The following is a 12,695-nucleotide window of genomic DNA, read 5'->3' on the forward strand; positions in this document are numbered from 1 at the left end:
GGAACCGCGGGAGAAACTCTCGTCCCTATGTCGATTATATCGGCATAAGGACGAGAGTTTTTTGTTTGTTCCGATCCAACACTTTTAAACGATGCAGTGTGTACCGATGTGTGTAGAATCTTTATTGGAACTTTGAAGGAGGAGTCAAAATGAATGTTCAAACGATGATTTTGACATTACAAGAATTTTGGTCAAAACAAAACTGTATGATCATGCAAGCGTATGACACAGAAAAAGGAGCAGGTACGATGAGTCCTTTTACACTGTTGCGTACAATTGGTCCTGAGCCTTGGAATGTTGCTTATGTTGAGCCATCCCGCCGTCCTGCAGATGGAAGATATGGAGAAAATCCAAACCGCCTTTATCAACATCATCAATTTCAAGTAATTATGAAACCATCTCCAACAAATATTCAAGAGCTGTACCTAGATAGCTTAAAAGCACTTGGTATCGATCCTCTAAAGCATGATATTCGTTTTGTAGAAGATAACTGGGAAAACCCGACACTCGGTTGTGCTGGTTTAGGCTGGGAAGTTTGGTTAGATGGAATGGAGATTACTCAGTTCACCTATTTCCAACAAGTAGGTGGAATTGAGGCAAACCCAGTGTCTGCTGAAATTACATATGGTCTTGAGCGTCTGGCGTCCTATATTCAAGATAAAGAAAACGTATTTGATCTTGAGTGGGTGGAAGGTTTCACGTATGGTGACATCTTTAAACAACCTGAATATGAGCATTCAAAATACACTTTTGAAGTATCAGATAGCCAAATGCTCTTTTCACTATTTGGCACATATGAGCAAGAAGCAAAACGTGCGTTAGATGAAAACCTAGTCTTCCCGGCTTATGATTACATTTTAAAATGTTCGCACACGTTTAACTTGCTTGATGCACGTGGAGCGATTTCAGTTACAGAGAGAACTGGTTATATTGGACGCGTCAGAAACCTAGCTCGTACGGCAGCGAAATTATATTATGATGAGCGTGAGCGTTTAGGGTTTCCAATGTTAAAGAAGGGGGATGCAGAGAATGAGTAAACGTGATTTCTTATTTGAGCTAGGACTTGAAGAACTTCCAGCTCGTTTTGTTACCGATTCAATGAATCAATTAAAAGATAAGGTAGAAGCTTGGTTGAAAGAAGAGCGTTTAACGTATGATGCGGTTGAAGCTTTCTCTACCCCTCGTCGTCTTGCGTTATATGTTACTGGCTTAGTTGAAAAACAACCAGATGTTGAAGCTGAAGCAAAGGGACCTGCTAAAAAAATCGCTCAAGATGAAGAGGGAAACTGGTCTAAAGCGGCTCTAGGCTTTGCTCGCGGGCAAGGTGTGGCAGCTGAAGAACTATTCTTCAAGGAATTAAAAGGTGTAGAGTACGTGTATGCCAAAACCTTCTCAGCTGGTAAGCAAACAGTTGAGTTGTTACCGGAATTAAAATCGCTTGTGACATCACTGCACTTCCCTAAAAACATGCGTTGGAACCAATATGACTTACGTTTTGCACGCCCGATCCAATGGATGGTAGCCTTATTTGGTGAAGAAATCATACCGTTTGAGATTACAGATGTAAAAACGAGCAATGTTACTCGTGGACACCGTTTCCTAGGCGAAGAAGTGAAGCTTGCCTCACCTAGTGATTATGAGACAGCTCTATTAGGTCAATACGTGATTGCGCGTCCGGATGAACGTAAACGGGCGATTCGTAATCAATTAGAATCAATGACTGAGGGCAATGGTTGGGTGATTCCAATTGATGAAGATTTACTTGAAGAAGTAACCAATCTTGTTGAATATCCAACCGCTCTATCAGGTTCATATGATCAAGCATTTTTAGAGATACCAAAGGAAGTACTGATCACTTCAATGCGCGAACATCAACGTTATTTCCCTGTAGAAGATGTGGAAGGTAATCTCTTACCACATTTTGTCACAGTTCGTAATGGAGATCATCAGCACTTAGAAAACGTAGCAAAAGGAAACGAGAAAGTACTTCGTGCGCGCCTTTCTGATGCGGCATTCTTCTATGCTGAAGATCAAAAGCTAAAAATCAGCGATGCACTTACACGCTTAGAAAACATTGTGTATCATGAGGACCTTGGTTCTATCGCTGACAAAGTTCGTCGTGTACGTAAAGCGACTCAATCCATTAGTGAGTTAGTTGTTTTAGATGCTAAAGAACGAGAAGTAGCTGATCGTATCGCAGAAATCAACAAGTTTGATCTAGTTACACAAATGGTTTATGAATTTCCTGAACTTCAAGGCCGTATGGGAGAGGTCTATGCCGAGTTAAGTGGTGAGCCTAAGGAAGTAACAACGGGCATTAAAGAACATTATATGCCTAAGTTTGCAGGAGATAAGAGCCCTTCTTCAAAAGCAGCAACGGTTGTCAGCTTAGCAGATAAGTTAGATACGATTGTTACGTGTTTTGCGATTGGCCTGATTCCTACAGGTTCACAAGATCCATACGCGCTTCGTAGACAAGCAGCGGGAATCGTTCAAATGATTGCTGACTATGACTTTGATGTTGTGATTGATGAGTTAGTTTCAGCTAGTCTAGATGTAGCAGAGGAGCGCGGCTTATTAAAGCGTGACCGCAATGATATTACGAAGGAAGTTATTGAATTTTTTAATATGCGAGTAAAAAATGCTCTCCAAGAAAAAGGTGCTCGTTATGATGTCATTGATGCCGTGATCACAAGTAAGGCGATTCATGTTCCTACAGCGATCAAAAAAGCGGATCTTCTGATGAAGCAAGTGAGTGAACCTACGTTTAAGAAAACGGTTGAGGCATTAAGTCGTGTCACAAACATCGCTAAAAAAGCAGAATCGGATGCAGATATTAACCCAGATTTATTTGAAAAAGAAGAAGAGCACGAGCTATATAAACACTATCAACAATCACAAAAAGAAGTGCATGTAGCGCTTGCTAATGGTGATGTTGAACGTGCATTTACTAGCCTTCAAACGATTGAACCTGCTATCCATGCTTATTTTGATGATATTATGGTCATGGCAGAACAAGAGAATGTTAAACGGAATCGTCTTGCCCAAATGCAGGAGTTGTCAGCCGTGATTTCCGCTTTTGCAAACTTCCAATCAATTGTGTTTAGCTAAAAAATAAATGACTAATAACTACTTTGAGCGATTTTTGTGCAAAAAGTGAACTATTAGTATATAATATTGAGGATAAAGCATAACACATTTGTGTGTTGAAGGCGGTGGAAACAATCGAACTCACAAATCGGCAAGAACATATTGTAGAAATTGTGAAGCAAAATGGACCTATAACAGGTGAACAAATCGCAGAACGTCTTTCATTAACGAGAGCGACATTGCGTCCGGATTTAGCCATTTTAACGATGGCTGGTTATTTAGATGCCAGACCACGAGTAGGATATTTCTATACAGGTAAGACAGGATCTGAATTACTTGGAGAAAAAGTAAAGAACATCACCGTGAGCCACTATCAATCACGCCCGATTGTTGTGCAAGAGTCATCCTCTGTATATGATGCTATTTGCACAATGTTTCTTGAAGATGTTGGTACCTTGTTTGTAACAGACAAACAAACAACGCTCGTTGGAGTACTATCAAGAAAAGATTTATTACGTGCTAGTTTGGGTAAACAAGCACTAGAGTCCATTCCAGTCAGTATTATTATGACGAGAATGCCTAATATCACAGTATGTAGGCAAGATGATCTCATTATAGAAGTAGCTAAGAAGTTAATTAATAAACAAATAGATGGACTACCTATTGTTCAGGATGTTGATTTTGGCTCTGGCTATGAAGTGGTTGGTAGAATTACGAAAACAAATATAACTTCGTTGCTCGTAGATTTAGCGAACGAAGAAACGATCTAGGAAGCAACCGATGTGAGGAGGTCATGATGGTAGAAATGAAGCAGCGTCCTGTTGTATACGTCGTCTCAGATTCTGTAGGAGAAACCGCCGAGTTAGTGGTAAAAGCTGCTGCGAGCCAATTTAATGGTGCAGGTGTAGAAGTTCGTCGCATTCCTTATGTAGAAGATGAGGGAACGATTGATGAAATTATTTATTTAGCTTCACAAGCAAATGCATTAATTGCCTTCACATTAGTTGTGCCGGAAATTAAAAATTATTTGATTGAGCGCGCTGCACTAAGAGGGGTAGAGACGGTCGATATTATCGGACCGATGTTAAATAAGATTGAAACCTTAACAGGGAAAGAACCAAGATATGAACCAGGGCTCGTGTATCGACTTGATGAAGATTATTTTCGTAAAGTTGAAGCAATAGAGTTTGCGGTTAAATATGATGATGGGCGTGACCCAAGAGGGATCATGAGAGCGGATGTTGTATTAATTGGTGTATCTAGAACATCAAAAACACCACTTTCTCAATATTTAGCTCATAAACGACTAAAAGTAGCGAATGTCCCACTCGTTCCTGAAGTGGAACCGCCTCAAGAGTTATTTAAGATCTCAGCTAAAAAGTGTATCGGTCTTAAAATTAGTCCTGAAAAATTAAATGATATTCGGGCAGAGCGCTTGAAAGCATTAGGTTTAAAAGCGCAAGCAAATTATGCGAATATTGAACGAATCAAAGAAGAGCTCGTGTATGCTGAGGATGTAATGAACAGAATCGGTTGCCCGGTGATCGATGTTTCAAACAAAGCAGTAGAGGAAACGGCTAATTTAATTTCTAGTATGTTTCAGCGGAAGTAGGCTATAAGAAGGCACCTTTTGATTAGAAGGTGCCTTTCCTACGTAATAGCCTTACTACAAATGATGTTTAATTGGAATCTTTATAAAATAATACTAGTCAAACCATTTAAAGTTCCGTATAATAAAGAATTGTGTTCTTATTAGTATTGTAAAATGATCATAGTTTAGAAAAAGAACGATTAAATTTTAAAAGTCAAGACTTTTTCTTGTTTTTTTGGTAATGATAGTAAAGGAGAATGTGTATAATTAGTTTGTTGGTGAAAAAAAGTGATACAATTTGTAACATTCGACAAAAAACAGCGAAATTCTTTAAAATGTTTGCAGGAATCTATAAGGGGATGTTGAATTCAAGTTATGAGCGAACAAATAGCACGCGTTTATGTAGATGCAGATTCATGTCCAGTTAAAAACGAGATTGTGTCGATATGTCAAGAGCTTAATCTAAGTGCTGTATTTGTGTCTTCGATTGCTCATCATATCTCCGTTCCAGAAGGTTTTTCTCATGTGACGGTTGATTCTGACAAAGAGGCAGCGGATATGTATATTCTTAATCATACAAGGCGTGGAGATTGCTGTGTGACTCAAGATCATGCGCTTGCTTCAATCCTGCTTCCAAAGGGTGTCAATGTCCTTTCACCGCGCGGATATGTATATCGTGAAGAAACGATCATGCAAATGCTCGATGCTCGTTACTTTTCTCAGAAAGAACGTAGAGGTGGTGGCAAGACAAAAGGCCCAAAAGCATTCACTGAGGAAGATCGTTCACAATTTTGCTATCAATTTACAACAATTTTATCAAAATAAGCAGGAAAATAGCAAAAAAACTCGAACATATATTACACTCATCAGGAAAGAAAAATGGTGATGCAAAGTATGAGTAGTCGCATACCAGAAGAGAAAATTGAGCAAATTCGCAAAACGACGGATATTGTTGAAGTGATTAGTGATTATGTTCAATTAAAGAAACAAGGTAGGCAATACACTGGATTATGCCCCTTCCATGGAGAAAAGACTCCTTCATTTTCCGTTTCACAAGATAAGCAACTGTATCATTGTTTTGGATGCGGAGCAGGTGGGAATGTCTTTTCCTTTTTGATGGAGCATGAAGGATATAGCTTTGTGGACGCAGCTAAACAATTAGCAGATCGAGCCAATATCGAACTGCCTGTTTCAAACCAAAGAGAAGCCAACCCCAATTCTCCTCAGAAGATGATGATGGATGGACACGAGCTTGCAGCTAAACTCTATCATCATGTTTTGACCTTAACTGAGGAAGGATCAGGTGGCAGAGAGTATGCGAAGGCTAGAGCTTTTCAAAAAGAACAGCTTGAACACTTTCAAATAGGATTTGCACCTAATCGTTGGGACTCTCTTAAGATCATATTTGAAAAAAGAGAATTCAATTTAGACGTGATGGCGAACGCTGGTCTACTTGGTACTAGAGAGTCTGATCAAGGGCATTATGATCGGTTTAGAAATCGTCTCATGTTTCCGATTTGGGATGGCCAAGGGAAGGTAATTGCTTTTGGTGGAAGAAGCATAGGGGATGAGAAGCCGAAATATTTAAACAGTGCAGAAACTCCGATTTTCCATAAGAGTAAAACCCTTTATGCGATTCATTTAGCTAGGCCGTCCATTCGCAAAGAAAATGCAGCTATATTATTTGAGGGATATGTCGATGTGGTAGCAGCTTGGGGTGCGGGAGTAAAGAATGGTGTCGCAACACTTGGTACAGCTCTGACTGAAGAGCAGGCTAAGTTGTTAAGGCGCAATGCTGAAACTGTCACCCTTTGTTATGATTCCGACCGAGCTGGTATAGAGGCAGCCTTCAGATCTGCAGGCATCTTAGAGCAAGTTGGATGTCATGTAAAAATTGCCTTAATGCCAGAGGGTCTTGATCCCGATGACTTCATTCGGAAATTTGGAGCTGATCGCTTTAAAACGGATGTAATAGGGGCAAGCTTATCATTAATGGCATTTAAGATGCGTTTCTTGCGAAAGGGAAAAAATCTTCAAGATGAAGGAGAACGCCTCCGTTATATCGAAGAAGTGCTTACAGAGATTGCCTCCTTGCCACGAGCTGTAGAACGCGATCATTATTTAAGGCAAGTTGCTGAAGAGTTTTCGCTTTCACTTGATGCTCTAAAGCAAGAACAATTTCAAATTTACCGTGCTAAAAAGCAACAAAAACGCTCCGATAAAGAGCAACCGATAAAGCGCACGACAACCAAAGCGTTAAGTCAAAAGAAACTTCTCCCTGCATATAAAAATGCAGAACGGTTATTGCTTGCTCACATGATGAGGGATGTAGAGATCGCCGAACAAGTCCAAGAAAGAATAGGCGGCCAATTTAATGTTGATGAATACCATGCGATTGCTGCTTACTTGTTTGCGTACTATGGTGAAGGGAACGAGGCGGACCCAAGTCGTTTTGTTCAGCGCCTAGATGATCCTACTCTTATGCGAATTGCCTCAGAGCTTGCTATGTTACCAATTAATGAAGAATGTTCGGATCAAGAGATAATTGATTACATGAAACAGATTGAGAATTATCCAAAGTGGGTAGACATACAACAGAAAGAATTACTTATGAAGCAGGAGCATGATCCCGTTGCAGCTGCAAGGTTAAAAATGGAGATTATTCAAATGAAAAAACAGCTTCATTAACTCGTTGTGATGTGGACCATGTCAATTGGGTTGTGAACAATGGAAGGAGGGGATCGAATGGCAGAGAAACCATTACGCCCACTAGCGGAAGGTGAATTGTCCATCGATCAAGTTAAAGAACAATTAGTTGAGGTAGGAAAAAAGAGAGGTGTCTTAACATATACAGAGATCACAGAGAAGCTAGCTGTATTTGACCAAGACTCTGATCAAATGGATGAGTTTTTCGAATACCTTGGAGAGCAAGGTGTTGAGGTCCTGAATGAATCAGACGATGTTCCTAATCTTCAACAAGCTGCAAAAGAAGAAGAAGAGTTTGACTTAAACGACTTAAGTGTACCACCGGGCATTAAAATAAATGATCCTGTGCGTATGTACTTAAAAGAAATTGGTCGTGTTCCCCTTCTTTCGGCTCAAGAGGAAATTGAGCTAGCAAAACGGATTGAGCAAGGAGATGAAGAGGCTAAGCGTCGCCTAGCAGAAGCGAACTTACGACTTGTTGTCTCGATTGCCAAACGTTATGTAGGACGTGGGATGTTGTTCCTTGATTTGATTCAAGAAGGAAACATGGGCCTTATTAAGGCAGTTGAGAAATTCGACTATGAAAAAGGATACAAATTCAGTACGTATGCAACTTGGTGGATTCGTCAAGCTATTACTCGTGCGATTGCTGACCAAGCAAGAACGATTCGTATTCCTGTCCACATGGTTGAAACGATCAATAAATTAATCCGTGTTCAACGTCAATTACTGCAAGACTTTGGCCGTGAACCAACGCCAGAAGAAGTAGCAGAAGAAATGGAATTAACGCCTGAAAAAGTACGTGAAATCTTAAAGATTGCTCAAGAGCCAGTATCTCTTGAAACGCCTATTGGTGAAGAGGATGACTCTCATTTAGGAGATTTCATTGAAGACCAAGAAGCGCTTGCTCCGTCTGATGCAGCAGCATATGAGTTATTAAAAGAACAACTTGAAGATGTTCTAGATACTCTGACAGATCGTGAGGAAAACGTTCTACGTCTTCGCTTTGGACTTGATGACGGTCGTACACGTACATTAGAAGAAGTAGGTAAAGTCTTCGGTGTTACACGTGAACGTATTCGTCAGATCGAAGCGAAAGCTCTTCGTAAGCTACGTCACCCAAGCCGTAGTAAGCGTCTGAAAGATTTCTTAGAATAGAACAATACATTTAATAGTCGGTTATAAATGGTTTGCTTATCGATGAGATGAGTAAGCCATTTTTTCCATCACATACAATACCTTAGGAGGAGTGGGATGGATGATTTAAGGAAAAAGGTTATTATTAATGAAATCAAGCACTGGAAACAGTCAAACTTACTACCGACGCAGTATTGTGATTTCTTGTTAACCTTATATACAGAAGGGGAAGAAGATAGTGAGAAACCCACTTCAGGAAAGCGCTTCCTAAACTTCCGGTTGATCTACCCTTTCTTATTTGTACAATTATCATTTTTATTAACTGCTCTTGTCATTTATTTTACTGATTTTTCAAGTGGATTGCAAATGCTTATTGGTTTGATTTTTTCGATAATTGTGTTTTTTGTCGCAGTATCAACTAAAAGAGAGCTTGTTTTCTTTAGACAATTTTATTATTTTATTGGGGCACTTATCTTATTTCTTGTAACGATTGAAGCAGCAGGCCACTTTGCAAATCATAGCAATACAGTGCTATCGATTGCTATTACAGTCCATTGCTTAGCTTGGATTTTAGTCGGCTTCAAGTGGAAAATGCGTTTCTTTACAATCTCTGGTATACTAGGACTTGTCGTACTAAGTGTGTTTTGGTTTATTTAAAAGAGTGACAAAAAAAGCAATTCTGCTCACAGTACTTTTCACCGGAGGCATTTTCGAGTAAAATGGAGAAGGTAATCTTTATCGTCTACATAACTGACGTGAAAATAGTTTACATGCAAAGGAGGGTACTAGCATGAAAGGAAGACCACTCTTACCATTCGGGATTATTGCAATCGTAGGGATTGTAGTAATGATTTCGCTTTCATTCATGGGGTTAAACCAACGTGAAGCGATGAATGCAGATGAAGAAGAAACAGAAGAAGTAACTGAGTTTGAAGATCCAGTTGCAGCAGGTGAAGAATTATCACAAGCTTCTTGTATCGGCTGTCACGGTGGAGATTTAGGCGGAGGTTCAGGTCCTGCTCTAACATCTCTTGAAGGTTCATATTCACAAGAAGAGATCACAGATATCATTCTTAATGGACAAGGCGCTATGCCAGCTATTTCTAATGTAAATGATGTTGAAGCTGATGCAATTGCTCAGTATTTACTTTCCATTTCTGAATAACAAGTAAGAAGCGAGGGGTTCCGATAACTCTCGCTTTTTTTGATCGGCAAATAGCTCGTGTAGTTGCGAAAAATAGCTATTATCGGTAAGATGAAAGACATCAATGACATAGAAATGATAGGTGAGTAAAAAATGAATGAGCGACAATTATCAAGACGTTTACAACTAGTGGCTACATATGTACCTAAAGGAGCGAAAACAGCTGACATCGGTTCTGATCATGCTTATTTACCATGTTATCTATGCCTAACTGACGAGACGGCAACAGCAATTGCAGGTGAAGTCAATGAAGGTCCTTATCAATCAGCACAGTCTCAAGTAAGACAATCAGGGCTTACTGAGCGTGTTTCAGTTCGTAAAGGAAATGGATTAGCCGTTATCGAAGCTCAAGATGGCGTTGATGTAGTAACGGTAGCGGGAATGGGCGGAGCATTGATCACAACCATTTTAGCTGAAGGGAAAGATAAATTAACAAATGTATCACGTCTAATCCTGCAACCGAATGTTTCAGCTAGTACAATTCGTCTTTGGCTAGATCAAAATGGATGGACGCTGAAGGCTGAAGAGATTATTGAAGAAGATGACAAAATTTATGAAATTCTTGTTGCAGATCATGGTGAGAACAAGTCTTTATATGAAACGAACAAAGAACAGAAAATGCTACTTGGCCCCTTTTTAATGGACGAGTGTAACGAGGCTTTTCAAAAGAAATGGACGTATGAAAAAATAAATTGGGAGAGAATTCTAACTCAATTTGAAAAAGCAACTGAGACTGTTGAACTTAAAGAAAAGAAAGAAGAACTGAAAAAGAAGATTGAAATGGTTAAGGAGGTAGTAAAATGACGAAATTTGTGAATGGACAAGCCCTTATCCAACATTTTGAAAGTTGGTCCCCGAAATCATATGCTGTTGAAGGCGATCGAAATGGAGTTATGATTGGTACATTGAATAAGCCGATTAAAAAAGTGATGGTTGCACTTGATGTGTTAGAAGTCGTAATCGACGAGGCGGTAAGTGAAGGAGTCGACCTTATTGTGGCTCATCATCCGCTTTTATTCAGGCCACTAAAAAAAATTGATACAAACACAGCGCAGGGAAGAATCGTAGAAAAAGCGATTAAAAATGATATCACTATCTATGCTGCCCATACAAACCTTGACATTGCCAAAGGTGGGGTCAACGATATGATGGCGGATGCATTAGGTCTAAAGGATACGGAGGTGTTATCTCCGACCCAAGAGGTGGCTTTAAAGAAAGTGGTTGTGTTTGTTCCTGAGTCACATGCAAACGAGCTGAGAGAGGCGTTAGGACGTGCAGGGGCAGGGTATATTGGAAACTATAGTCATTGTACGTTTAACTCTATTGGAGTTGGCACATTCCTGCCTGGTGAGGGGACGCATCCTTATATTGGAGAAGCGAATAAGCTAGAGCGAGTCGAGGAAGTGAAGATTGAAACGATCATACCAGCTCATCTGCAAAATCGTGTGATCGCGGCAATGATTAAAGCGCATCCGTATGAGGAGCCTGCATATGATGTATATCCGCTTGAAAATAAAGGCGAAATACTGGGACTTGGACGCATTGGTTTATTAAGTGAAGAAATGACACTGCAGGAATTTGCTGAACATGTGAAGCGGGCCTTTGATGTAAGTGGCGCAAGGGTAGTAGGAGACCTATCCGGCACGGTCAAGAAGGTGGCGGTCCTTGGCGGCGATGGAAACAAATATATGATGGAAGCTCTTTTTAAAGGAGCAGACGTGATGGTGACAGGAGATGTTTATTATCATGTGGCTCATGATGTGATGATGGAAGGGTTGAAGATTGTTGATCCTGGTCATAATGTCGAGAAGGTAATGAAAGAGGTAGTCAAGCGATTTTTAGATACGTTCCTGAAAGAGAAAGGGTATCAGACTGAAGTCATTGCTTCAAAGCCAAATACCGACCCATTTCAATTTGTATAAAAAATGAACCAACCTCAATGAAAGATGAGGTTGGTTTTTTGGTAGAAAAAAACCGCTGCCTTTAAGTATGCAGCGGTTCAGATCTTATTTCTTTGCCTTCACCTTAGGGAGAATCTTTTGCAAGGCAACTTTACGTTCGAGTTTCCATGTTGATTCATCTTCAAGGTCAAATTTCTCAAGAAACGAAATCACTTCTTTTGTAATAGGTGTTGGGGTTGAAGCACCAGATGTGACACCAACAAGGTTCACGTCTTTAAGCCAATCCAACTCTAATTCAGTGATGTCCCCGATTCGATATGCTCTTGTTCCGGCAATTTGCTCGGATACTTGTGCTAGGCGATTCGAGTTGTTACTTTTCGGATCACCAACCACAATAACAAGGTCACACTCTTTTGCTTGTTCGGCCACTGCTTCTTGGCGAACTTGTGTAGCTAAGCAAATTTCATTATGAACTTCGGCTGTGGGGTAGATTTCCATCGCTTTTTTCATAATGTCGGAAACATCCCACTGACTCATCGTTGTTTGATTCGTAATGATTAGTTTATCAGTCCCTACATTGAGGTTTAACACATCATCTACTGATTCAACAAGATGAACAGCGTGAGGGGCGACACCAATCGCACCTTCAGGCTCTGGGTGGCCTTTCTTACCGACGTAAATGAACTCATGACCTTCCGCTGCTTTTTCACGGATAAGGTCGTGTGTACGTGTTACATCAGGGCAAGTTGCATCAACGACTGTTAATCCTTTTTCTTTTGCTAACTTACGCACTTCCGGAGAAACGCCGTGTGCAGTGAAAATAACAGTCCCTTTTTCCACTTGTTTTAAAATTTCTACACGGTTAGGACCATCTAAAGAGATAATCCCATCATCTTCAAACGCTTCTGTAACGTGCTTGTTATGGACAATCATACCAAGGATATAAATTGGTCTTGGTAAGTCCAAGTTTTGTGCTGCTTGTCTAGCTAATACCATCGCATCAACTACGCCGTAGCAATAGCCGCGAGGTGAAATTTTCATCACTTTCATGACAGGCCTCCTAAAA

12 protein-coding genes are annotated in these 12,695 nt (G+C 40.2%); 11 read left to right on the forward strand and 1 reads right to left on the reverse strand.

The window, feature by feature from the left end:
* Positions 1-149: 149 nt before the first annotated feature.
* From glyQ to RYX56_RS01980, 11 genes are all read left to right on the forward strand, one after another.
* Entirely contained in the window at positions 150-1,037 is an 888-nt protein-coding gene (gene glyQ / locus RYX56_RS01930; protein WP_012958153.1) for a glycine--tRNA ligase subunit alpha, read from the forward strand.
* Positions 1,030-3,111, forward strand: a complete 2,082-nt coding sequence (gene glyS, locus RYX56_RS01935) for a glycine--tRNA ligase subunit beta (protein ID WP_317120454.1) — start codon at positions 1,030-1,032, stop codon at positions 3,109-3,111. The genes glyQ and glyS overlap by 8 nt, the downstream gene beginning before the upstream one ends.
* Before the next feature lie 104 nt (positions 3,112-3,215).
* Positions 3,216-3,860: a transcriptional regulator CcpN gene (gene ccpN, locus RYX56_RS01940; protein WP_317120455.1), complete on the forward strand. Its 645-nt coding sequence runs from the start codon at positions 3,216-3,218 to the stop codon at positions 3,858-3,860.
* Positions 3,861-3,886: 26 nt separating this feature from the next.
* Positions 3,887-4,702, forward strand: coding sequence for a pyruvate, water dikinase regulatory protein (locus RYX56_RS01945; RefSeq protein WP_317121291.1), 816 nt, complete (start codon positions 3,887-3,889; stop codon positions 4,700-4,702).
* Positions 4,703-5,056: 354 nt separating this feature from the next.
* On the forward strand, positions 5,057-5,506 hold the full coding sequence (locus tag RYX56_RS01950; RefSeq protein WP_317120456.1) for a YaiI/YqxD family protein: 450 nt from the start codon (positions 5,057-5,059) through the stop codon (positions 5,504-5,506).
* 69 nt (positions 5,507-5,575) lie between these two features.
* Positions 5,576-7,369 (forward strand): DNA primase, encoded by a 1,794-nt coding sequence (dnaG, locus tag RYX56_RS01955; protein WP_317120457.1) that lies wholly within the window; start codon positions 5,576-5,578, stop codon positions 7,367-7,369.
* A 57-nt stretch (positions 7,370-7,426) separates the two neighbouring features.
* Positions 7,427-8,545 (forward strand): RNA polymerase sigma factor RpoD, encoded by a 1,119-nt coding sequence (gene rpoD / locus RYX56_RS01960; RefSeq protein ID WP_317120458.1) that lies wholly within the window; start codon positions 7,427-7,429, stop codon positions 8,543-8,545.
* A 96-nt stretch (positions 8,546-8,641) separates the two neighbouring features.
* Complete coding sequence (locus tag RYX56_RS01965; protein ID WP_317120459.1) at positions 8,642-9,181, forward strand: LTA synthase family protein; 540 nt, start codon at positions 8,642-8,644, stop codon at positions 9,179-9,181.
* 133 nt (positions 9,182-9,314) lie between these two features.
* Positions 9,315-9,689: a cytochrome c550 gene (cccA, locus tag RYX56_RS01970; protein WP_317120460.1), complete on the forward strand. Its 375-nt coding sequence runs from the start codon at positions 9,315-9,317 to the stop codon at positions 9,687-9,689.
* Between the two features lie 132 nt (positions 9,690-9,821).
* Positions 9,822-10,532: a tRNA (adenine(22)-N(1))-methyltransferase gene (locus RYX56_RS01975; RefSeq protein WP_317120461.1), complete on the forward strand. Its 711-nt coding sequence runs from the start codon at positions 9,822-9,824 to the stop codon at positions 10,530-10,532.
* Complete coding sequence (locus RYX56_RS01980) at positions 10,529-11,650, forward strand: Nif3-like dinuclear metal center hexameric protein (protein ID WP_317120462.1); 1,122 nt, start codon at positions 10,529-10,531, stop codon at positions 11,648-11,650. Before RYX56_RS01975 ends, RYX56_RS01980 begins: the two co-directional genes overlap by 4 nt.
* Positions 11,651-11,734: 84 nt before the next feature.
* Here the strand turns inward: RYX56_RS01980 and RYX56_RS01985 are convergent, their stop codons facing one another.
* Positions 11,735-12,679, reverse strand: coding sequence for a 4-hydroxy-3-methylbut-2-enyl diphosphate reductase (locus tag RYX56_RS01985; protein ID WP_317120463.1), 945 nt, complete (start codon positions 12,677-12,679; stop codon positions 11,735-11,737).
* Between the last annotated feature and the right edge of the window lie 16 nt (positions 12,680-12,695).

This window comes from Alkalihalophilus lindianensis (genome assembly GCF_032843265.1).
GTDB lineage: Bacteria > Bacillota > Bacilli > Bacillales > Bacillaceae_D > Alkalihalophilus > Alkalihalophilus lindianensis.